Origin of the sequence: Corynebacterium sp. KPL1818, assembly GCF_000478135.1 — a bacterium.
In the GTDB taxonomy this organism is placed as follows: Bacteria; Actinomycetota; Actinomycetes; order Mycobacteriales; family Mycobacteriaceae; genus Corynebacterium; species Corynebacterium accolens.
This window is the reverse complement of sequence record NZ_KI515760.1, coordinates 466,560-487,866: the sequence shown is the minus strand read 5'-3', so window position 1 is coordinate 487,866 and position 21,307 is coordinate 466,560. Positions and strand designations below refer to the sequence as shown.

General features: G+C 56.5%; 22 protein-coding genes, 1 tRNA gene and 2 pseudogenes. 10 read left to right on the top strand and 15 right to left on the bottom strand.

Annotated elements, in window-relative coordinates; translation table 11 throughout:
- Positions 1-54 precede the first annotated feature (54 nt).
- Complete coding sequence (locus HMPREF1261_RS11900; RefSeq protein ID WP_023031134.1) at positions 55-2,313, top strand: UvrD-helicase domain-containing protein; 2,259 nt, start codon at positions 55-57, stop codon at positions 2,311-2,313.
- Positions 2,314-2,402: 89 nt separating this feature from the next.
- Here HMPREF1261_RS11900 and HMPREF1261_RS11895 read toward each other — a convergent pair whose 3' ends face one another.
- From HMPREF1261_RS11895 to rpsA, 8 genes are all read right to left on the bottom strand, one after another.
- On the bottom strand, positions 2,403-2,843 hold the full coding sequence (locus tag HMPREF1261_RS11895) for a universal stress protein (protein WP_005282685.1): 441 nt from the start codon (positions 2,841-2,843) through the stop codon (positions 2,403-2,405).
- Between the two features lie 83 nt (positions 2,844-2,926).
- On the bottom strand, positions 2,927-3,379 hold the full coding sequence (locus HMPREF1261_RS11890) for a universal stress protein (RefSeq protein WP_005280318.1): 453 nt from the start codon (positions 3,377-3,379) through the stop codon (positions 2,927-2,929).
- Positions 3,380-3,530: 151 nt separating this feature from the next.
- Complete coding sequence (gene uvrB / locus HMPREF1261_RS11885; protein WP_023031133.1) at positions 3,531-5,624, bottom strand: excinuclease ABC subunit UvrB; 2,094 nt, start codon at positions 5,622-5,624, stop codon at positions 3,531-3,533.
- Between the two features lie 39 nt (positions 5,625-5,663).
- The gene (locus HMPREF1261_RS11880; RefSeq protein ID WP_023017879.1) at positions 5,664-5,912 is read right to left on the bottom strand and encodes a hypothetical protein; all 249 of its coding nucleotides are present in this window, start codon (positions 5,910-5,912) and stop codon (positions 5,664-5,666) included.
- Positions 5,873-6,025: a DUF4259 domain-containing protein gene (locus tag HMPREF1261_RS13130; protein WP_232208017.1), complete on the bottom strand. Its 153-nt coding sequence runs from the start codon at positions 6,023-6,025 to the stop codon at positions 5,873-5,875. Before HMPREF1261_RS13130 ends, HMPREF1261_RS11880 begins: the two co-directional genes overlap by 40 nt.
- Positions 6,026-6,100: 75 nt before the next feature.
- Positions 6,101-6,703 (bottom strand): dephospho-CoA kinase, encoded by a 603-nt coding sequence (gene coaE / locus HMPREF1261_RS11875; RefSeq protein ID WP_005280314.1) that lies wholly within the window; start codon positions 6,701-6,703, stop codon positions 6,101-6,103.
- 73 nt (positions 6,704-6,776) lie between these two features.
- Positions 6,777-8,825, bottom strand: coding sequence for a glucose PTS transporter subunit IIA (locus tag HMPREF1261_RS11870; RefSeq protein WP_023031132.1), 2,049 nt, complete (start codon positions 8,823-8,825; stop codon positions 6,777-6,779).
- A gap of 313 nt (positions 8,826-9,138) precedes the next feature.
- On the bottom strand, positions 9,139-10,602 hold the full coding sequence (rpsA, locus tag HMPREF1261_RS11865) for a 30S ribosomal protein S1 (protein WP_005280312.1): 1,464 nt from the start codon (positions 10,600-10,602) through the stop codon (positions 9,139-9,141).
- A 249-nt stretch (positions 10,603-10,851) separates the two neighbouring features.
- Between rpsA and HMPREF1261_RS11860 the strand changes: the two genes are divergently transcribed.
- On the top strand, positions 10,852-11,583 hold the full coding sequence (locus HMPREF1261_RS11860) for a class I SAM-dependent methyltransferase (protein WP_023031131.1): 732 nt from the start codon (positions 10,852-10,854) through the stop codon (positions 11,581-11,583).
- A gap of 10 nt (positions 11,584-11,593) precedes the next feature.
- The gene (locus tag HMPREF1261_RS11855; RefSeq protein ID WP_023031130.1) at positions 11,594-12,061 is read left to right on the top strand and encodes an RDD family protein; all 468 of its coding nucleotides are present in this window, start codon (positions 11,594-11,596) and stop codon (positions 12,059-12,061) included.
- Here HMPREF1261_RS11855 and HMPREF1261_RS11850 read toward each other — a convergent pair.
- Genes HMPREF1261_RS11850 through polA form a run of 3 tightly spaced genes read right to left on the bottom strand, consistent with a single transcriptional unit; the run spans position 12,025 to position 16,026 of the window.
- Positions 12,025-12,396: a hypothetical protein gene (locus HMPREF1261_RS11850; RefSeq protein WP_023031129.1), complete on the bottom strand. Its 372-nt coding sequence runs from the start codon at positions 12,394-12,396 to the stop codon at positions 12,025-12,027. The two genes, HMPREF1261_RS11855 and HMPREF1261_RS11850, sit on opposite strands and share 37 nt — an antisense overlap.
- A gap of 38 nt (positions 12,397-12,434) precedes the next feature.
- A complete protein-coding gene (locus tag HMPREF1261_RS11845; protein WP_023031128.1) occupies positions 12,435-13,373 on the bottom strand; it encodes a DNA glycosylase AlkZ-like family protein in 939 nt (312 codons plus the stop codon).
- A 4-nt stretch (positions 13,374-13,377) separates the two neighbouring features.
- A complete protein-coding gene (gene polA, locus HMPREF1261_RS11840; protein ID WP_034658421.1) occupies positions 13,378-16,026 on the bottom strand; it encodes a DNA polymerase I in 2,649 nt (882 codons plus the stop codon).
- 144 nt (positions 16,027-16,170) lie between these two features.
- Here polA and HMPREF1261_RS11835 point away from each other — a divergent pair.
- A tRNA-Leu gene (locus tag HMPREF1261_RS11835) sits at positions 16,171-16,244 on the top strand.
- A gap of 396 nt (positions 16,245-16,640) precedes the next feature.
- Here the strand turns inward: HMPREF1261_RS11835 and HMPREF1261_RS13125 are convergent.
- The 4 genes from HMPREF1261_RS13125 to HMPREF1261_RS11815 form a co-directional block, all read right to left on the bottom strand.
- A complete protein-coding gene (locus HMPREF1261_RS13125) occupies positions 16,641-16,934 on the bottom strand; it encodes a hypothetical protein (protein ID WP_023017871.1) in 294 nt (97 codons plus the stop codon).
- A 17-nt stretch (positions 16,935-16,951) separates the two neighbouring features.
- The gene (locus HMPREF1261_RS12175; protein WP_023031126.1) at positions 16,952-17,596 is read right to left on the bottom strand and encodes a hypothetical protein; all 645 of its coding nucleotides are present in this window, start codon (positions 17,594-17,596) and stop codon (positions 16,952-16,954) included.
- A gap of 245 nt (positions 17,597-17,841) precedes the next feature.
- On the bottom strand, positions 17,842-18,108 hold the full coding sequence (locus HMPREF1261_RS11820; protein WP_023031125.1) for a hypothetical protein: 267 nt from the start codon (positions 18,106-18,108) through the stop codon (positions 17,842-17,844).
- Positions 18,109-18,120: 12 nt separating this feature from the next.
- On the bottom strand, positions 18,121-19,059 hold the full coding sequence (locus tag HMPREF1261_RS11815; RefSeq protein ID WP_023031124.1) for an IS3 family transposase: 939 nt from the start codon (positions 19,057-19,059) through the stop codon (positions 18,121-18,123).
- Here HMPREF1261_RS11815 and HMPREF1261_RS13320 point away from each other — a divergent pair.
- From HMPREF1261_RS13320 to HMPREF1261_RS11800, 6 genes and pseudogenes are all read left to right on the top strand, one after another.
- Positions 19,012-19,210, top strand: a pseudogene (locus HMPREF1261_RS13320) (hypothetical protein). The gene HMPREF1261_RS11815 and the pseudogene HMPREF1261_RS13320 sit on opposite strands and share 48 nt — an antisense overlap.
- A gap of 381 nt (positions 19,211-19,591) precedes the next feature.
- Positions 19,592-19,846 (top strand): hypothetical protein, encoded by a 255-nt coding sequence (locus HMPREF1261_RS13120; protein WP_232208023.1) that lies wholly within the window; start codon positions 19,592-19,594, stop codon positions 19,844-19,846.
- Positions 19,749-19,988 carry a DDE-type integrase/transposase/recombinase gene (locus HMPREF1261_RS13115; protein ID WP_369707787.1) on the top strand — a complete coding sequence of 80 codons (240 nt, stop codon included), beginning with the start codon at positions 19,749-19,751 and terminating at the stop codon, positions 19,986-19,988. Before HMPREF1261_RS13120 ends, HMPREF1261_RS13115 begins: the two co-directional genes overlap by 98 nt.
- A 126-nt stretch (positions 19,989-20,114) precedes the next feature.
- A complete protein-coding gene (locus HMPREF1261_RS13110) occupies positions 20,115-20,297 on the top strand; it encodes an integrase core domain-containing protein (RefSeq protein WP_232208022.1) in 183 nt (60 codons plus the stop codon).
- 16 nt (positions 20,298-20,313) lie between these two features.
- Positions 20,314-20,952: pseudogene (locus HMPREF1261_RS11805) on the top strand (IS3 family transposase); the annotation flags it as partial.
- Between the two features lie 69 nt (positions 20,953-21,021).
- Positions 21,022-21,307, top strand: a 286-nt coding sequence (locus HMPREF1261_RS11800; RefSeq protein ID WP_023031121.1) for an IS3 family transposase, incomplete at its 3' end; no start/stop codon positions are given.

Sequence of the window (21,307 nt, the reverse complement as noted above, 5' to 3'; positions counted from 1 at the left end):
CGGCACGCGGTTGCGTGCCCACCCAAATTTTCGTGTTTCATTCTGAGGAGTTTCGTGAACTCTGCACCGAAGAATTCTCCAGCAACTCATTCTCCCGCTACTGCATCTTCATCCAACAACGCGGATAACGCTGGAATTTCTGCCATCAAAGCCGAGCAGAACTATGTCGATGGCCTTTTTGACCGCCTCGATGACGAGGTGGCCGCGGCAAACGCACGCTTGAACGAGGTCCAGGCCGAGGTCGACCCGGCGACCCCCGATGCCGATGCCCTCGTGCGCCGCGAAACGGAATACCACGGCCTCCAGGCCAAGTTGGATCGCCTCAACGTCGCGCAGATGGGGCTCGTCTTCGGCCGCATCGATATCAATGCCCCCGGCGATAACCCAACTGATGAGGGACTAGACCGCCGCTATATCGGCCGCATGGGTTTGGATGCACGCGAAGAAAACTACCGCACCCTCCTGCTGGATTGGCGCGCGCCCATGGCCCGCCCCTTTTACCTCGCTACCACGGCCCAACCCGAGGGAGTGCATACGCGCCGCCAGATCCGCATGACCGGACGCACGATCACTGATGTCAATGACGAGGCATTGGACGGCCCTGGTGTGCGCGAGGAAGAGGCAGGCGTGGCAAGCGAATCCGCCCTGTACTTTGCCATGCAACGCGCCCGCACGGGACACATGACGTCCATCGTGGAGACAATCCAGCGCGAGCAGGACGAAATCATCCGGGATAATACCCGCGGCGTCATGGTCGTCGAAGGCGGCCCCGGCACCGGTAAGACCGCCGTAGCGCTGCACCGCGTTGCCTACCTGCTCTATACCCACCGCGAGCAGCTATCTTCCACCGGTGTACTCATCGTTGGGCCCAATACCAACTTTTTGGACTATATTTCCCGCGTGCTGCCCGAGCTCGGTGAAACCGGTGTCGTGCTCTCCACCATCGGTGGGCTATTCCCTGGCATTACTCCCACCCATACCGAGGGGCTTGTGGGCCGCGAAATTAAGGGCAGCGAAGCCATGGCAGAAATCCTGAGCGCCGCCGTCAAGGATTATCAGCAGGTGCCAAGTGAGCCCCAGGACATCACGGTGGAGGGCCTGACCCTGACCATCACGCCCTCCATGGTGAAGAGGGCGCGCACCCGCGCCCGCCGCTCACGCAAGCCGCATAATCAGGCGCGCGAGGCGTTCATCGAGCACTTCGTGGAGGATCTGGCCCAGGAGATGGCCACCAAGGTGGGCACGGATCCCCTGGGCGGGGAAAACCTCCTAAGCCGCGCGGATGTGGATCAATTTCACGACGATCTTGCCATTGATGAGTCCGTGGTGGGCTGCATCGATGGTTTTTGGCCCGAACTCGATCCCTCTGAGGTACTCGCCGCGTTATTGTCTTCCCGCGAACGCATTGCCTCGGCTGCCCGCGGCTACGACGAGGAAACCCAGGCCGCCTTATACCGGCCCGACGGTTATGCCTGGACCGATTCCGATGCTGCCCTTTTAGATGAGTTGGCCGTCCTCATCGGGCTGCCCAATCCCGAGGAGAAGAAGGCGGCCAAGGATGCCGAGTGGCGCGAACAGATCGCGGATGCAGAAGATGCGCTGGATATTCTTTCCTCCTCCGAATCCACCGATAACGACGATGACATGTTTGAAGCGGAGATTCTTTCGGCGCACGACGTCATCGACGCGGAGACCCTAGCGCAGCGCCAGGAGGTACGGGATACGCGCACCACCGCGCAGCGCGCCCGGGAGGATCACACGTGGGCCTTTGGCCATATCATCGTGGACGAGGCGCAGGAACTTACCCCGATGGAATGGCGGATGCTCTTCCGCCGCTGCCCGTCGCGGTGGATGACGTTGGTTGGCGATACCTCGCAGACGGGCTCCCCTGCCGGCGTGGATGACTGGGGCGAGGCCTTGGAGCCGTTCATCGCCCAGCGCTTCCGCCACCACCTCCTTACCGTCAACTACCGCACACCTGAGCCCATTACCGAGCTTGCTAATGGCCTGTTGGCCTCCATCGATCCGGACGCCACCCCGGCCATTGCCATTCGCGATGGCGAGCCGGTGCGCCGGCTTGCCGATGCCACCTTCACCCCCGGCGTGACCACCGAGGACGATGGCCGCCTGACCGCGGTCATTGACGCCACGAACGCCGAAGCAGTCAAGGGCCTCGAGTTCGACCACGTTATCGTGCTTAACCCGCGCGAGATTGTCGATGCCTCCCCGCAGGGGCTGCAGAACCTGTACGTCTGCATCACCCGGGCCACGCAAACGCTGACCCTAGTGGGAGATACGTCCGGCGTGCTTTAGCCCGCTGGGATCACAAAACCCACCGCGCGGCTCCAGTGAAGGACTCGCTGCGGTGGGTAAGGCGAAAGCCGGTCAGGCGAAGGCCTAGATTAATTAACGGTGTGAACAATCATGACGTCACAATCGGACTGACGCGCCACATCCGCTGGCACCGAGCCGAGCAGACGACCGGTCAGGGAATTAATGCCGCGGTTACCAACGATGAGCAGGTCTGCATCATTGTCATTGACAATGGACATCAGGGCTTGCACCGGCGTGCCAGGGCGGACGGCGGTTTCTACCTTGGAAACCCCGTGCTTTTCCGCTTCTTCCTTGCCTGCCTGCAGGTTGGCTTCGGCTTTCTCATCACCAAGAATAGTGACGGAATCCTGACGCAAGGTCTTCGAAGCCTGCTCTTGATTCTCGTAGTAAGCACAACCGATGATCAGCGTGGCATCGAATGCAGCGGCAATCTTGGCTGCTCGCTCCACGGCGAGGAGGGAGGACTTGGAACCGTCAGTACCGACAACAATCGTGCTGTAGTCGCTCATGATGACCTTTCTTTGTGGGTGTGTACCCTAACTATTCTAGTGTGCCAACTTGGCGTTACTGCAAGTCTAACAATGAAAAGTGATTAACGTTTTTCACTCGTGTTAACCACCACGACATCCACCTTGGATTTATGGGTAAGTTCCGTCGGCACCGAGCCAAAAACGCGCCCGCGCACGGAATTAACGCCGCGATTGCCCACGACCAAGAGCTCAACGTCGTATTTCTCCGTGACCTCGATTAAGGCGTTGACGGGGTCACCGGGGGTGGTGACCACTTCAATGTTTTCCGCACCTTCGGACTCGGCAATCCGCTGCGCGTTCGTGAGGTAGGTATCGGCCATTTCCTCGCTGACCACCGGTAGCCTGGAGCCCTCACCGCTGGGGGCGCCGAGCATGGAGCCAGAATGGTTATAGGCTGCGGAGACGATGATGAGCTTGGCATCGTATGCCCGCGCCATGGATGCAGCCGAGCGCACGGCGCGCAGGGAAGTTTCGGAGCCATCGGTACCGACGGCGATGGTGTGATACGTAAGCATGATTCTCCTTGCTGGTGAATTACTAGGTCGGCACATTGAACCGGCTGATTAAGTCGCCCCCAGTATAGTCAGGACGCCGAACCAATAAGCCTATGGTTGCAGTAGTGCGCACTTTTAGGGGGAGCCTGTTACTGAGACACTGCGAGCGGCGTTAAATTCCGGCTTCCTTTAGGCCGCGCAGCTCCTTCTTCAAATCAGCAATCTCATCGCGCAGCCGGCCGGCTAGCTCGAATTTCAACTCGCGTGCGGCAGCGCCCATCTGTGCCTGCAGGTCATTAATGAGAGCCTCAACCTCATCGGTGGCCATGCTGGAGACATCGCGCTTTTCCACCACCGCTGCAGGATCCGACTCAGCGGCCTCTTCCCCATTATTCTCATAGACCTGATCCAAGATATCCGCGATCTTCTTGCGCAGGGGCTGCGGATCCACGCCGTGTTCCTTGTTATAGGCAATCTGCTTCTCGCGGCGGCGCTCCGTTTCATCGATGGCTTCTTGCATCGAGTCGGTGATTTTATCCGCGTACATGATGACCTCGCCCGATACGTTACGGGCAGCGCGGCCAATGGTCTGGATGAGCGATGTTGTCGAGCGCAAGAAGCCTTCCTTATCCGCATCGAGGATCGCCACGAGCGAGACCTCGGGCAAGTCCAAGCCCTCGCGCAAGAGGTTGATGCCCACGAGCACGTCGAATTCGCCCTGGCGCAATTGGCGCAGCAACTCCACGCGCTGCAGCGTATCGATATCCGAGTGCAGGTAGCGGACCTTAATCCCCTGCTCCAAGAGGTAATCCGTCAGGTCTTCTGCCATGCGCTTGGTCAAGGTGGTGACCAGAACGCGCTCCTTAGAGGCAATGCGGCCGCGGACCTCATCAATGAGGTCATCGATCTGGCCCTTGGTCGGTTTCACCGTGACCTTAGGATCGACCAGGCCAGTCGGGCGAATGACCTGCTCGACAAACTCGCCGCCAGAGGAGGTCATTTCGAAATCGCCAGGGGTAGCGGACATATAAACGGTTTGACCAACGCGCTCTTCAAATTCGTCAAAGGTCAGTGGCCGGTTATCCACCGCGGAGGGAAGGCGGAAGCCAAACTCCACCAGGTTTCGCTTGCGCGACATATCGCCTTCGTACATGCCGCCGATCTGTGGCACGGTCACGTGGGACTCATCGATGATGGTAAGAAAGTCCTCCGGGAAATAATCCAAGAGCGTAGCTGGCGCGGACCCAGCCGGGCGGCCATCCACGTGACGGGAGTAGTTCTCAATGCCGGAACAGAATCCCACCTGCTCGATCATCTCTAGGTCATATTCCGTGCGCATGCGCAGCCGTTGCGCTTCTAGGAGCTTGCCGCGGTTTTCTAGATCCTCGAGGCGCTCAGCCAACTCTTCCTTGATATCGGCCACGGCCTTTTCCATGCGCTCTGGGCCGGCCACGTAGTGCGTGGCGGGGAAAATGCGCACTTCATCGACCTGCTCGATAACATCACCTGTCACTGGGTGGATATAGTACAGCGAATCAATATCATCGCCGAAGAACTCGATGCGCACCGCGCGTTCCTCATATGCCGGAATGATATCGACCGTATCACCCTTGACGCGGAAGGTACCGCGGGTAAAGCCCACATCGTTGCGCTCATATTGGATATCTACTAACAGCCTTAAGAAACGGTCCCTATCGAGCTCCTCGTCGACGGCGATAATCACCGAGCGATCCAAATAGGATTGCGGGGTACCCAAGCCGTAGATACACGAGACCGAGGAGACCACCACAACATCGCGCCGCGAGAGCAGCCCAGAGGTGGCCGAGTGGCGCAGGCGCTCGACGTCCTCATTAATGGAGGAGTCTTTTTCGATATAGGTATCGGTCTGCGCGATATAGGCTTCTGGCTGATAGTAATCGTAATAGGAGACGAAGTATTCCACCGCGTTATTGGGCAATAATTGGCGCAGCTCATTGGCCAGCTGTGCGGCCAAGGTTTTATTGGGCGCCATGACGAGCGTGGGTCGCTGCTGCTTTTCAATCAGCCACGCGGCCGTCGCGGATTTACCAGTACCGGTTGCGCCCATGAGCACAACGTCGCGCTCGTCGCGGTTGAGGCGCTCATCAAGTTCCTTGATGGCCGCAGGCTGGTCACCTGCGGGTTCATAATCAGAAATGACCTGAAACTTGCCGGGGGTACGTTCTACCTCGCCGACGACGCGGTGTTCAGAATTTGGAATAAGGGGATGTTCAGCAGCAAAAGCCATGCCCGCTATTCTACTGCTTATACGCTGCTGCTAGCCATTTCATGGGAGCGCGGCTTGGGCGGTGTGCAGCCACTGGTCCAGCTCCCCTGTCGGTTCCCAGAGCGCGTAGACCGACGAGGAATCAGAGCACATCGCTTGATTGATGCGCCGGCGCAGCCACGCCTTAGATTGCGGCGTGTACAGGGACGCTAGATCCGTCGGGGCTACGCCGTCTGGCAGGCCATCGGCAGGCAGCTTCGTCAGCGCCCCTAATGCGATGACCGCTTCGGCTTCATCGGAATCGAGCACTCCAGTGCCGCACGAGCGTGAAAGTGCCGGAGATCAAAAGAACCATTCCGCAGGCTATCGAGTACGTCTCGCGCCGCGTGATTATCGAATGGTCCAGTGCCCCAAGTTCCCACGCTCAAATAGTGTAGGGACCAAAAGTAAACGTTAATAGGAAAAGACGTTAACGCTACTTACCAAAAAGGTTAAGGTTAAGAAGACGCCGCCTCAATCTCATCGCAGACCGCCGCTGCGCGCTCGGCCAGTTGTTCCTGCGTGCCGTTATTATCTATGACATGGCTTGCTGCCGCGAGCCGCTTGTCATCAGAAATCTGGGCGTTAATCCTTTTGCGCGCGTCTGCTTCATCGAGTCCGCGGAACTCCACGAGACGACGCACCCTCTCTTCTGGATCCACGTCAACGACGATGACAAAATCCATATCCCCGTCGAGCCCATTATCCACCAGCAGCGGCATATCATAAACCGTAAAATCAACGCCCTCTTCGCGCGCAGCAGCAAATTGTCGCTGGGTCTCTTTTTGGATACGCGGGTGTGTAATCGAATTCAGGAGCTCGGTGTGCTCCTTATCCACGAACGCACGGCGGGCTAGTTCCTTACGGTCGAGACTGCCATCTTCCTGCAGGATGTCCTGGCCAAATTTCTCTGCTAGCTCGGCTAACGCCGGTTGGCCAGGCTTGACGATGTCCCTCGCTATGCGATCTGCGTCCACCACCCGCCAGCCGCGCTGAGCGCACAGCTTCGCTACCGTAGATTTCCCGCTGCCGATTCCCCCGGTTAATCCGATTAGCTTCATAAGATACCAGGGTACGCGAAAAGGAGCCCGGCACGACTGCCTGGGCTCCTTGCTGCGGAATTTAAGAGTGCCTTTAGGACTCGAGTTCTTCTTCCAGCTTTGGATGAACCTGCAAGAGTTCATCGCTTGGGGTGACAGCGCCGGTAGCGCCGCTCACGGAACCAAATTTCTTGGCGTTGGTAACAACGACCGGGGTAATCAGGTTGTAGTCCTTGGACTTAATGAAGTCTGCGTCAAAGCTGATGAGCTTATCGCCAGCGGAAACGCGCTGCTTCTTTTCCACGTGGACATCAAATCCCTCGCCGCCCAGTTCCACGGTGTCTAGGCCAACATGGATGAGCAGCTGTACGCCGTTATCCAGGTTCAGACCGATCGCGTGGCCGGACTTTTGGACGGTGAGCACGGTGCCATCGGCAGGCGCGTAGACGGTATTGCCGGTTGGCTTCACGGCAGCGCCCGGCCCAAGCTTGGCGCCAGCGAAGATGGGATCCGGTACCTCGGACAGGTCCACTGCCTCGCCCTCCAAAGGAGAGTCCAGCTTCATGATTGCCTGTTCTGCTTCCTTGGTGGCGATTCCGGTGGCAGCAGCAACCCCTGCAGCCTGTGCATTCTCGGAACCGTCCGACTCATCATCGGATCCTCCGATGATGCGGGACTCGGAGCGGCTAGCAACCTCTTCCACGGTCTCGTTATTTTCGCGGGCGATGCGCTCGAGGTCGGCCTGCTTTTCCTCTGCGGTGCGGTAACCAAACAGCAGCGTGAGGGAGAAGGAGGTGAAGAATGCCACGGCGATGCCGATGACGTAGCCCACGTGCGGGATCATGGCTGGGGTGGTCAAGATGGAGGTGAAGACGAAGGCGTTAGCGCGGACATCGAAAAGCCCCATCACTGCGCCACCGATGGCACAACCCGGCAGCAGGCGGTAGTAGGTGCGGCGGAAGCGGAGCAAGATGCCGTAGAGGGACGGCTCCGAAATACCGCCGAGCATGCCGGCTGCGAATGCACCGACGGAAACCTGGCGCATGGAGTTGTTCTTCTCCTTCATGGAGATGACCATTACGGCGCCGGTGACGCCGAAGCAGGCAAAGTTCCACGCACCCATCGGGCCTTGGATGAAGTCGTAGCCGTAGGTCGTGATGTTTTGAATCATGATCACATTGAGCGGCCAGTGCAGGCCCATGGGCACCAGGAATGGGTACAGCAGCGGAATGACAATGGCCAAGATGAACGGCGAGAAGTCATTGATCTGGAACAGTACCCAGGAGATGCCGTTGCCCACACCGATGCCGAATGGGCCGAGCAGGAAGGCCGTGGCCGGAATCATGATAAGCAGCGAGAAGAACGGCACGAAGACCATGTGTACGGCGCTCGGGATGATCTTCTTCAAGCCCTTTTCCACCCAGAACAGGCCGATGGCGGCCAAAATCGGCGGGAATACCTGGGAGCCGTAAGAGTTAATCACCAGCGGCAGGCCGAAGACGTTGACGGTATCGCCCTGTTCACCCAGGGACATGAATTCCGGCGTGAGCAAAGCGGCCGGAATGGCGGCCGAGACCCACATATTCGCGCCCAACTTCTGCGCGGCGGTGGCACCCACCATCACCGGCAGGAAGTAGAAGACCGACTGGAACATCGCGTGGGCCAAGCGGTAGCCCTCAGGCTGTTCTTCCAACGGCGCGCGAAAGTCTTGAATGCCAATGGTATCCGCCAGCACCAGCAGCGTGATGATGAGGGAGGCACCAAGCAGCGCCCACAGAATCGGGCGGAAGGTATCAGAGAGGAACTCGAAGCAGTAGTCGATCCAATCGTACTTACCGCGCACACCGTCGTAGTTCTTCTTAGATGAGGAGGCCTCCTCATCCGGCGGATTGACCCCAGGGTCCTTGATGATTTCGCCGTAGTAGCTGGCCACGCCGCCACCCATGACTACCTGGTAGCCATGGGTACCCTGCGTGACGGAACCGAGAACGGCCGTATCGCTTTCCAGCTTTTCCTGATCTACTTTCCCCACATCAGCGAGTTGAAAACGCAGGCGCGTCGCACAGTGCGTCAGCGACGTGATGTTATCGGCGCCGCCCAAGCTATCGATGATGTGTGTGGAAGTGTCCTTCACAGATGCCACTTCATACTCCTTGCATAAAGACAAAACAATAGTCAGTACTCAACTGGCTATTACGTCACACTTGGATTATAAGTGAGAGGCAACACAAACAAAAGCCCAATTTAGTGGTCTTAAGTGGGGATAGTTGTCTTTTTTGCTCACGAAATCACTTTGCCGCAGGTCAAGAACCCGCAAACGAAAAATAACGGGCAATCGTTTGCATATACTGTCATAAAACTCACAAAGCCGCGTCCTGTCTCCCCAAAGGAGAAGGACGCGGCTAGTGCAGCTGCGTGGAGTTAGGGACTATCTCACCCTAAGCTCCAAAGGCGTCTTAGTTGCCGGCGAGCTTGTCGCGCAGTGCGGCGAGCTGCTCGTCAGAAGCCAAGGATCCGCCGGACTCTGCCTGAGTCTCCGATGCCGGAGCTGCATCGGTGGAGTCAGAAGAGTAGTTGGAGGATGCTTCAGCGGACTCTGCAGCCTCTGCGGCTGCAGCGCGGTTGCGCTCGATCTGAGCGGTGTGCAGGTTGAAGCGGCGCTCGGACTCTGCGTAGCGTGCCTCCCAAGCCTGACGCTGCTCGTCGAAGCCTTCCTTCCACTCGTTGGTGTCCGGGTCGAAGCCTTCTGGGAACACGTAGTTGCCCTGCTCGTCGTAGGAGTCAGCCATGCCGTACTTGGACGGATCGAACTCTTCGGAGTAGTCCTCGTCAGCCTGCTTGACGGACAAGGAGATACGACGACGCTCGAGGTCGATGTCGATGACCTTGACCATAACTTCCTGGCCAACGGTGACAACCTGGTCCGGAACCTCGACGTGGCGCTGAGCCAGCTCGGAGATGTGAACCAGGCCCTCGATGCCTTCCTCGACGCGAACGAACGCACCGAACGGAACCAGCTTGGTGACCTTGCCCGGCACGATCTGGCCCACAGCGTGGGTGCGGGCGAAGACGCGCCATGGGTCTTCCTGGGTTGCCTTCAGGGACAGGGAAACACGCTCGCGGTCCAGATCAACGTCCAGAACCTCAACGGTTACCTCGTCACCAACGGTGACAACCTCAGATGGGTGGTCGATGTGCTTCCAGGAAAGCTCGGACACGTGAACCAGGCCGTCGACGCCGCCAAGATCGACGAAGGCGCCGAAGTTGACGATGGAAGAGACAACGCCCTTGCGGACCTGACCCTTCTGCAGCTGGTGCAGGAACTCGGAACGGACCTCAGACTGGGTCTGCTCCAGGTATGCACGGCGGGACAGAACAACGTTGTTGCGCTGCTTGTCCAGCTCGATGATCTTAGCTTCCAGCTCCTGGCCAATGTAGGGCTCCAGGTCGCGGACGCGACGCATCTCAACGAGGGAAGCAGGCAGGAAGCCGCGCAGGCCGATGTCCAGGATGAGGCCGCCCTTGACGACCTCGATGACGGTACCGGTAACCGGCTCTTCCTTGGCCTGCAGCTCCTCGATGGCGCCCCAAGCGCGCTCGTACTGTGCGCGCTTCTTGGACAGGATCAGGCGGCCTTCCTTGTCCTCCTTGGTCAGGACAAGCGCGTCAACCTCATCGCCAACCTCGACAACTTCGTCGGGATTGACGTCGTGCTTGATGGACAGCTCGCGGGAAGGGATAACGCCTTCGGTCTTGTATCCGATGTCCAGCAGTACCTCGTCGTGGTCAACCTTGACGACGGTACCCCCGACAATGTCACCATCGTTGAAGTACTTGATGGTGGCGTCTACAGCTGCGAGGAAGTCCTCTGCGGTTCCGATATCGTTGATCGCAACCTGAGGGGTAGTAGAAGATGGCATATTGTAAAAATGCTCCGAATAAATGTAGGAAATCGTTCGTGGACAACTGCGTGTCTCTCGAATTAAAAGCCCATCTGCGCTGCACAAATACAGGAGATAGAGGCCACATTCGATCCCGCCGCGTGATTGCCCCAAGCTTTCCTACAATAGCCTGCAACAACCCGTGGCATAGACATGCTTGTAAAAGCCTACATCTGTCCAGCTTATACGGCAAATATTGGACGCCAACCAGAAAGGTAACCCACCCCAGTGACTTCGCCTTCTCACGCCAATCAATCCCACTGGGACGGTGATGCGGCCAACTACCATGCCGAGCACCCCGAGTACCTTTCCTCTTTTTATTGGTGCCCAGAGATGCTGCACGAGGCCGATGCGCAGCTGCTTGGCGATGTCTCCTCTGCCGCCGTCCTCGAAATCGGCTGCGGGTCTGCCGCCTGCACCCAGTGGCTCAGCACCCGCGCCCGCTTTGCCACCGGCTGCGATATTTCCCGCGGAATGCTCGCCCACGCAGATCCCGGGTTGGCGCTCATCCAAGCCGATGCGCTGGCACTGCCCTACGCCACCGACTCCTTTGACGTGGCATTCTCTGCATTCGGTGCATTCCCCTTCCTCGCCGATCTCGATGCCGCGCTCGCGGAAGTTGCCCGCGTTGTGCGCCCAGGCGGGCGCTTCGTATTCTCCGTGACCCACCCAATGCGCTGGATCTTCCCCGATGATCCCACTAGCCTCACCGCTGAGATAAGTTACTTCGACCGCGCTTATCTGGAACACGATTCCGCCGGGACACTAACCTATGCCGAATTTCACCGCACCATCAGCGATTGGTTCCGCGCGCTCCAAGGTCGCGGACCATTTCTGATCGAGGACATCATCGAACCGGAATGGCCCGAAGGCTTAGATACCACCTGGGGTCAGTGGTCTAGGCAGCGCGGGGAAATTTTCCCTGGCAGCATGATTTTCATCTGCCGCGCCTACAGCTAACGTGGAGAACATGATTGCCGAAAGACTGGGAGTTTTCCTGCGCCGCGCCGTGGCTTGGTGGATCGACGCCTTTCTCGTGGCCGCCATCGTCACCGTGGTGCGGTGGGTGATTAATGCTCTTGCCGATGCCCCCTTATCCGGCCGCCCCGAAGAGATCTACGAGGCGGTCGCTCTCGCCGTGGTCTTCTATATCTACCGCGTGTGGGTGGAAACGAAAAAGTCTACATCCCTGGGCAAATGGTCGATGCAGCTCGAAATCATCCCGGCCCGCTCGCCGTTTGTCACTGCGTGTCTGCGCAATTCGTGGCTGCTGCTCACGCCCCTGACGCTTACCGGCTGGAACATCGACGGCATTATCCTTGCGATTCTAGGCCTTTCTGTTTTAGCCATCGGCCAAACGCCCTTTGACCTCTTGGCCGGCTGCCTAGTGGAAAAGCGACCTCAGGAGGATTCCACAGCGATGCGCGGCCAGAGGTAGTACACCACGGCAGCAATAGTAATGAGCGCAAATACCCACGAATACGGGAAGGCCACGGCAATGACAGTTACCGCGATCATTACACCGGCCGCCTGTATTCGGTAGCGCCACGGGTTCTCGCCTTCTCTGGCGGCGTTGCCAGCAGAAAGGAAAAACCCAAAAGTTATAACCGCATAGAAAATGAAGTAAGATTTATCGCTGCTTACTGCTTCTTTTAAGCCGCTCTCAGCAATTTGTCCTGCCGGGTATGCGACCATGACTGCCCACGCAGTCTCAAAAAAGCGCAAGACGTAGGGATGGGACTTCCAGGTAATACGTTTTCCGAGAAACTCCATGAAACTACTTTAAAATCCGATTCTGCTTCACGCACTTCTCAGCAGTCTTTCCACTGCCGTTCCACGCGGCGTGCCGCGTAGGCGGGAATACCCCAGTCTTCAATCCCCTGTTTATTCCACATGCCGCGCACTTGGCCGTCAATAACGATGGCGCGGCGGAAAATGCCCTGGTTCCCGGGAACGAGCGCGTGGTGCATATCCGCTGACATGGCAAAAAGTCGATCTTGGTAGCCCAAAATGTATTCATCAAAGGCGCCCAGAAGCAGCACCGATTTCTTCTTGTGCACCTCTGGCAGCTCCAGGACTTCTGCGGAGACCAGGTCCTCATCTTCCCTACCCATCCGGACAAGGTCATCCGGCAACTGTTCAGCTGCGGGACGAATGAGCTTTTGGGGTAGCTTAGACCACCACGCAAAGTCCTGCAGTGTCGCTGGTCCGTGGGTGCGAAAATAGCGCGTCATCAATTCCGTCGTGGCGGCCACCGAGTCGCCATTAAAAAGGGCCTCCAAGCCGTCTAGCTCGACCGGAGTAATGAGCTGTTCTTCGCCCAAATAACACGCGTGCCCGCTTTCCATGGCGATGCGTACCACGTGCCAGAAAGGCAGCTCGGGCAAGGCTTCAGCGGCGCGGACTCTTAATTCTGCGCGCGTTATTGGGGCATCGATAAGCTGCAGCACGGCTTCTCGCACCGTGTCATCGCCCTTCCGGGGTTTCGCACACAGCTCGGTTATCCAGCCCATATCCTTGACTGAGGCGGCGAACAACGTATTGCGCATGGCATAGCTGCGCACGATCTCGGACTTATCCGATTCATCCGGTGCCCGCAGCGCCAAGGACCGGCGCACCGAGTGCAGGTCCTGGCCCTGCATGACGCCAAAGGCCTGGACAGCTTCCGCGGCGGTGTGCCAGCGCTGGGCCGTCAGCCCCTGGGCAGCCAAGCGTATGCGGGCGCGCTCGCGCCGGTTAAGCACCACCATGGAACTAATGGGCCGCGGAGTCCCAATCCGTGCCGGCGCCGGCAGAGACTTCGAGTGGCACGTTCAACTCGATAGCAGAATCCATCTCGCGCTCGAGAATCTCGCGGACCTGATCCGCCTCGCCGGGGGCGACCTCCACCACCAGTTCATCGTGTACCTGGAGCAATACACGGGATTTCATGTCTCCCAATGCACGATCCACGCGAATCATCGCGACCTTGATGATATCCGCGGCCGTTCCCTGGATCGGGGCATTCAGCGCAGCGCGCTCCGCGTTTTCACGGGCCAGACGGTTATCGGAGTTAAGCTCTGGCAGGTAGCGGCGGCGGCCAAAGAGCGTGGCCGTATAACCATCCTTGCGGGCTTGCTCCACGACATCATCCAGGTATTTCTTCACACCGCCAAAACGCTCGAAGTAGCTTTCCATGATGGACTTGGCTTCGCCCGCCGGGATTCCCAGCTGCTGCGATAGCCCAAATGCGGACAAACCGTAGACCAAGCCATAAGACATGGCCTTTACCCGGCGGCGCAGCTCAGGGGTCACCTGGTCAACGGGCACATCGAAGACCCTAGAACCAACGAAATTGTGCAGGTCCTCGCCGGCCTTGTAGGCCTCAATCAACCCGGGATCGGCAGAGAGGTGCGCCATCACGCGCATTTCAATCTGCGAGTAGTCCGCGGTCATTAGCTGCTCAAATCCCTCTCCCACGATAAACGCCGAGCGAATTTGGCGGCCGGCCTCCGTGCGCACCGGAATGTTTTGCAGGTTGGGCTCCGTCGAAGACAAACGCCCCGTCGAAGTCACCGTCTGGTTAAAAGTGGTGTGGATGCGGCCATCCGGCTGAACGGTCTTGATGAGGCCCTCCAGCGTGGTCTTCATCTTCTGATACTCGCGGTGGGCCAAGAGGTGATCCAAGAACGGGTGCGGGTGCTTGATGGCCAGCTGCTCGATTTCCTTCGCGGCCGTGGAGTATCCCGTCTTCGTCTTTTTCGTCTTGGGCATATCGAAGGTCTCAAAAAGTACGTTTTGCAGCTGCTTAGGCGAATTCAAGTTGAGCTTGTCATCGCCGGCAAGCTCCCGCGCGGAGCGTTCCTGTTCCGCGACCTGCTCCACAAAAGCATCCTTTTGGGTTTCCAAAATGTCTACATCGACCGCAATGCCCGTAGCCTCCATGCGCGCCAGGATGGTCACCAGCGGCAGTTCCAAGTCGGTGTACAACTCGAAAGAGTCGATGTCTTGCAGTTCCGTAGTAAGTTTTTCCGCCAACTCCATGATTGCCGCTGCCTGATCTACCAGAGAGGAGTTATCCAGCAGTGACATCTGCTCCGTGGCGGCGCCGAGCGACTTTTGAAGGTGGCGCTGGTAGACATCGGAAAGCTCGTAGGTACGTTGGCCCGGGCGCAGGATATAGGCAGCCAAGGCTGTATCGTGCGCAAGCCCGTTAAGCTCAATTCCGCGCCCTGCCAACATGTGAAACGCGGCCTTTGCGGCGTGGAAATACTTAGGGGCCGACGATTCTAGCCATTGGACCAAGGCCTTTTCCTCATCGGCGGAAAGTTCCCCGAGTTCTACCTGCAGGCCGTGGTGCTCACGGTCCACAAAAGCGATGGCAGAGGCATCGCCTTGGCCCGGGGTACCCTCACCTTGCACATACACGGCTACGTGCTCGCGGTCAGGTAGCCACTCGCTCAGGGAGGCATCATCGATGGTGAGCTCGACGTCTGGGGCGTCCGCGGATTGCTCAGCAGCCTCTGCGCCATCATTAGGGATGGCGGATAGGACACGATCGCGCAGGTTGGTGCCAAACTCTAGCTCATCAAACTTCGCGGCAACATCGGCGACCTTGGCTTCCCTAAAGGCCAGATCATCCGGGCCGACGTCTAAGTCCATATCTGTAATCATCTGGGTGAGCTTCCGGTTCATCTGCACCTGCTCGATGCGTTCGCGGAAGTTATTTCCCACCACGCCATTGATCTCTTCGGCGTGCTCTACCAAGGAAGCCAAGTCTCCGTACTTGACTATCCACTTGGTGGCGGTCTTTTCTCCCACCTTGGGGATACCGGGAAGGTTATCGGATGGATCACCGCGCAGAGCAGCAAAGTCGGGATACTGCGCGGGGGTAAGCCCATATTTATCCTCGACGGCCTCCGGGGTAAACCGGTGCAGCGTGGATACTCCCTTCATGGGATAGAGCACCGTGGTCGAATCCGTAACCAGCTGCAGGTAATCGCGGTCACCAGTGACAATCAGCGTCTCGTAGTCCTGTGCCTGAGTGGCAAGGGTGGCCAAAATATCGTCGGCCTCGTAATTTTCACGCGAGAGCGTCGTAATTCCCAAGGTCTCTAAGGTATCGCGAATGATATCTACTTGGCCCTTAAATTCTTCTGGCGCGGCCTCGCGCTGCGCCTTATAATCCGGAAACATCTCCGTGCGGAAAGTCTTCCGGCCGACGTCAAAGGCAACCGCGATAGCATCCGGCTTTTCCTCAGAGACGATATTGGACAGCATGGATAAAAAGCCATACACGGCGTTGGTGTGCTGGCCGCCGGAGGTAGAAAAGTTTTCCACCGGCAGGGCATAAAAGGCACGAAATGCCATGGAATGGCCGTCAATGAGCAAAAGGCGGGTCTTATTGGAAGTCACCTGCCCCATACTAGGCAACACCGTGGACACGGCGACACCCCACCCAGCTTCACCGTCTTGAGCTGGCTTTTTTACCGGACGGGGACCCCAATTAGGAATTGCGCCAACCCCTGCGCTAGTATTTCCAACAGTCAAAGGCACTCGCTTTTGATTGCCCCTGTAGCCCAATTGGCAGAGGCAACGGATTCAAAACCCGTCCAGTGTGAGTTCGAGTCTCACCAGGGGCACATTGCAACCCCGCTTCCTTCCGGATAAATATCCACGGAGGAAGCGGGGTTTTGCCCGCATATCCGAATTTGTTGAGTTGTGGGGTTCGCGAACTAGACAACATTTAATGTTGGCGCGGTGAGGTTTCCAAGGTTTTCTCTTCTACTTAAACGGAACAGATCCTGGGACACTTCATTTGGCAACACGTCGTCGATGCGTCTACTTGGTACATCAGCTTGCTCTAGCTTAGCCTCGGCGTGAGCATGGTCGCGGTATTCGGTCCAGTTTAATGGTTACTCTGGCAATGGCTCTGGAACGAATGGAAAGCGATAGAGAGTCCTTAGCAGTTCCAAAATACGCAGAAACTTAAGTGGAAATAGGTTCTTCTGCGGTTACAGTGGTTCCATATCTATAGGCTATGCGAAGTTTCCATAGCCAGAAATGGTGCTCACCCATAAGAACGCTGATACGACGAAAGCCGCAGCGAATGTGAAGGCAAAAGCACGCCATGATCGGTCGCTAAGCCGACCCTTTTTCAACATGTAGACAGACATGGCTAATACACCCAACACCACCAATGAAGGAAGAGGTAGCCCATAGAAGACGAAAGGTATTGGAAGCCATGTGGACAGGACCACTCCGCCGTAAAGGGTTGCGACGCCTACGACAATTCCAAAAAGTATTCCCGGAATGATCGTTCTTTCTTTCACAACAAATTCCTTACCAATCAGTTTATCTTGATCAGACCACCGTTTTTAGCCTGCGCATGACATTCATTGATGGCGCCCGCTCCATCTCCTTCGTGTCGCAATCCAATGTCTCGACCAATGGCATTGTTTGTTTGATCCATGTGCCCAGCTTCAGGAGAACCAGGATGGTCTGTTTCGTGGGCATCGCCAATTTTTCGTGCAAAATCTGCGTTAGCCCGGATCGTTGTCAGCGCCTGCCATACACAATGCCTATCAGCGTCCTGAATGTTATCGTTCGTTACTTTGTTTGGAAACGTTTGCGAGGAAATACGTTCCGCGTCCCTGATTGCTGATTTCGCGCGCTTACAATCATAAGGATTGGTCGCGCAGGCTGCCGCTTCATGCCTACCGATGTTGGTTCCATAATTGTCCCCGGAGTCTCGAAGGCCTGTTTTATCCCCTGCAGAGCCGGATTCATTTAAAACTTGCTGTACGATATGGTCTGGAGTCTCAGCCTTCGGATCAATGTGCTCTTTCTCACGCAGTTCAATCGTCGTCTGAGCGATGCGCTCGTAAGAGTCAGTTTCTGCTGGTGTGGCATGTGCTGGCGATGCTGCCAAACCATTCGCCGTGACGCCAATCGATAGTAGTGCTACTACACCCAAAGCCTTCATAGCCTTCATGTTTAAGCCTTTCTCGAATCTTGATGGACTCGGCTAGTGCACCACACCCAAAGCTCTAATACAACCGATAATCATTATTGTTACGGTACCTTTATGTGATCTTATATATCTGTTCACCTTCCACCATCCCGAACTACCTTGGCGAACATGTCAAGCAAACGCAGACCACGAAAGCTCTAGTTTCAATTCAAAAAACGAAACAACCCCGCTGCAGTGATACAGCGGGGCTAAATACGTAAGGATTCTTACTTCAAGTCTTGATTGAACCCATTAGGAAGCTTTCGCATGATATTGCTGAACTCATCAGCGTCCTTGGAATCATCCTTGATAGGCGAAAGATCGAGCTTGTAGAGTCCCTCGTCACCTTCAACACTGAAGTAGAGGTTGTTTGGATTGTTTGGATCGACCGCCACAGCAGTGACATCAGCTTCGTTATTAGGTAGGCCATTAATGCTGATCATATGAGTGATGTCATTACGCCCTCCGGGGGCCTGCCCCCGGAAAGTAGACACGTCGGAGGGTAGCTATGCTACTTGGCTCAATGTAGCTGAATTAAGTGCTTCGAAGTCATCGGGGGCTTGAAAGTTGCACCAGGAGTGTCGTCTGCGCGTGTTGTAGCGTATGCACCACTGGAAGACTTCCTGGCGGCAGCTGATTGGACTTTCGAAGACTTTCCGATCACGCAGGACTTCACGCTTGAAAGCGGCGTTAAACGATTCTGCTAGGGCGTTATCGGCACTTGTACCCACCGCTCCCATGGATTGGCGCACACCAAGCTGGGCGCAGTGGTCCCTAAATGCCTGCGATGTGTAAACACTGCCGTAATCGGAATGGAAAATTGCCCCTGTAAGGCTTCCGCGGACCTTTCTAGCATGAGACAAAGCTTCGATAACCAGCGATACCCGCATGCGATCCGCGAGTGCATGGCCAACGAGCTTGCGCAAGTAGGCGTCGATGACTGTGGCCAGGTACATATTCTTGCCGCCCTTACACGGCAGGTACGTAATGTCGCCTACGTACACGTGGTTGGGCCTGTCCGCAGTGAATTTGCGGCCTACTAAATCTGGCATGGCTCGGTCGCCAGGCTTACGCCGAGTGGTGATGCATCGACGCTGTTTTGAAAAGCCTTTAAGCCCCATGGATTTCATGATGCGTGCGACCTTCTTGAGATTGATTGGGCGAATGCCCGAATCGTTGTTGAGGCTTGCAGCGATGCGTTTAGCACCATAAAGCCCATGCTCATCATCGAAGATGGTCTTGATTCTTGCGCCAATAAGAGCATCAGCACACATCTTTAACCTGCGCTTTTCGCGGGTATTGAGCCATTTATAGAACGAGGAGCGATTGAGCTTTAACACGTGACACATCCGCTTGACCGAGTACTCGGTTCGGTGGCCATAGACAAACTGGATGAAGTGTCCCAGGTTTTGTTCCGTTTGAGTAGATGGGAAAATCTGGAACATGCCAAGAAAATTTGACCAGGATGCAAAGGACCGCGTGGTCCGTCTCGTGGAAGACCGCATCTTGGCGGAAAACATGTCGATGCAGGCCGCGTGCCAGGCAGTAGCTCCAAAGTTGAGGGTTTCATGGCACACAGCTCGTCAATGGACTTAAGCCTGCTCGCCGTGCAGGAAGCACCCCAGAACCAGTGCCTGAAGATTTGGCTGCCGAAAATGCCAGGCTACGCCGCGAAAATCACCAGCTTCGAGATACCAACGAGTTACTGAAGGCCGCGTCAGCTTTTTCGCGTCGGAACCAGGCCCAAAACGTTAAGAAATGATCCGGTTCATCGATAAATACAGGAATCATTTCTCTGCCGAGTTCATCTGCACTGGCGTTAAAAGAATAACCGGGCTGGTGGGTTCATCACCTCGCGTGGTTATCGCCAGTCCAAAGCCCGTGGGCTAAGTGCTCGTCGCCTTCGTGACGGCTGTTCTAGTTGAACGCATTGGTGCTGTTCATCGGGATAATTACGGTGTCTTAAGCGTGCGGAAAATGTGGCATGCACTTCACCGTGACGGAATCGACATCGGTCGTGAGCAAACCGCCCGGCTGATGCGCCTGGCCGGTGTTTCTGGCAAAGGCACAGGCGGATCACCTATCACAACCCGCAAACCTAACGTGCCAGATCTGCGCCCGGATTTGGTCGAGCGTGAGTTCAAAGCCCAAGGCCTTAAACAGGCTGTGGGTGGCCGACATTACGTATGTGCACACGAAGAAAGGCTTTGTGTACACCGCGTTTGTCACTGACGTTTACTCCCGGCGGATCGTTGGGTGGGCGTTATCAGATTCCATGCGCACCGAGGCATTGCCACTGCAAGCACTCAACCAAGCGATTGTAAGTGCGAGGGAAACAACAGGCCTTATTTACCATTCGGATCACGGCTTATAGTACGTCAGCGTTGTCTACAACGAGCGTCTCGCCCAGCACGGGATTGTCGCTTCCACTGGGACTGTCGGTGACTGAAATGACAATGCTCTAGCTGAAAACGTTAACGGCTCCTACAAGAACGAGCTCATCCATACTCGCAGGTGGAATGACGTTGTCGAAGTGGAAATCGCGACGTTTGAGTGGGTGTCATGGTGGAACGAGGTAAGGCTCCACCAAAGCCTGGGATATCGAACCCCGGCCGAGGTGGAAACCGAATTTTGGAAGAAGAACCCGCAACAGGGAATAATAGAAATCAAGGCAAATGCCTAGGAACAAAAGGGGCACTTCAATCCTAGAAAGCTTCGAGGCTAACAAGCATCGCTACGGCTACCGGCGAGTGTTGCTGGACCTGCGCAACAAGGGCTGGGTGGTCAACCACAAACTCGTCTACAAACTCATGCGCCAGATGGGTCTTCGAGCCAAGATCCGCCAACGCAGACCGTATATTTCCTACGCAGGAACTATAAGCCACATCGCTGACAACAAACTCGACCGCAAATTCACCCCAGACACGCCAAACACCGTCTTTGTCAGCGACGTCACCGAGTTCAGGGTCGCAGGCCGAAAAGTGTATTTGTCACCGGTGATGGACTTGTTCGACCGCTCAATCGTCGCTTACACCGTGGCCACATCGCCGACGGCAGCGTTTACCGCCGATTCTTTGTCCAAGACGATCGCAGCCTGTGCACCGAAGCCTGGGTGGATGATGCACACCGATCAAGGATTCCAGTACCAGCATTCCTCCTAGCGTAACCTGATCGGTGACAACGGTAGTGTTCAGTCGATGTCGCGTAAAGCCAACTGCTACGACAATGCAGTAATGGAGAACTTCTTCGGGCACGTAAAGACCGAGATGTACCACGGGGAAGTCTTCGACACCGTCGAAGACTTCAACCAAGCGATCGACGAGTACATCCAGTGGTGGACCTGACCCCTGTTTGGTGGACACCTGATATCCAGCCCAGTCGGGCTGGAAGAAAGGTAATCTACCACCATGTCCAGGTACTCCGAACAGTTCAAACGCGATGCCGTGGCCCTCTACGAAAACAATGAGGACCTCTCACTGAACTCAGCATCAGCAGAGCTCGGTATCAACCGTGCCTCGCTGCATTCTTGGATCAAGAAGTACGGCACCGGCAAACGTGCCCGCACAAAAAGCATGCGCGACAAGGTCCAAGCAGCGAATGATTCCGAACGGATCCGCCAGTTAGAAAAAGAGAACGCAAAGCTGCGCGAAGAACGTGACATCCTGCGCAAGGCCGCGAAATATTTTGCCGAAG

Coding starts and splice junctions, on each gene's coding strand:
- HMPREF1261_RS11895 (WP_005282685.1), bottom strand. CDS start 2,843: ATGAGCGACTACAGCACGATTGTTGTCGGTACTGACGGTTCCAAGTCC.
- HMPREF1261_RS11890 (WP_005280318.1), bottom strand. CDS start 3,379: ATGCTTACGTATCACACCATCGCCGTCGGTACCGATGGCTCCGAAACT.
- uvrB (WP_023031133.1), bottom strand. CDS start 5,624: ATGGCTTTTGCTGCTGAACATCCCCTTATTCCAAATTCTGAACACCGC.
- coaE (WP_005280314.1), bottom strand. CDS start 6,703: ATGAAGCTAATCGGATTAACCGGGGGAATCGGCAGCGGGAAATCTACG.
- rpsA (WP_005280312.1), bottom strand. CDS start 10,602: ATGCCATCTTCTACTACCCCTCAGGTTGCGATCAACGATATCGGAACC.
- HMPREF1261_RS11855 (WP_023031130.1), top strand. CDS start 11,594: ATGATTGCCGAAAGACTGGGAGTTTTCCTGCGCCGCGCCGTGGCTTGG.
- HMPREF1261_RS11850 (WP_023031129.1), bottom strand. CDS start 12,396: ATGGAGTTTCTCGGAAAACGTATTACCTGGAAGTCCCATCCCTACGTC.
- HMPREF1261_RS11845 (WP_023031128.1), bottom strand. CDS start 13,373: ATGGTGGTGCTTAACCGGCGCGAGCGCGCCCGCATACGCTTGGCTGCC.
- polA (WP_034658421.1), bottom strand. CDS start 16,026: ATGGGGCAGGTGACTTCCAATAAGACCCGCCTTTTGCTCATTGACGGC.
- HMPREF1261_RS12175 (WP_023031126.1), bottom strand. CDS start 17,596: ATGAAGGCTATGAAGGCTTTGGGTGTAGTAGCACTACTATCGATTGGC.
- HMPREF1261_RS11815 (WP_023031124.1), bottom strand. CDS start 19,059: ATGTTCCAGATTTTCCCATCTACTCAAACGGAACAAAACCTGGGACAC.
- HMPREF1261_RS13120 (WP_232208023.1), top strand. CDS start 19,592: ATGTGGCATGCACTTCACCGTGACGGAATCGACATCGGTCGTGAGCAA.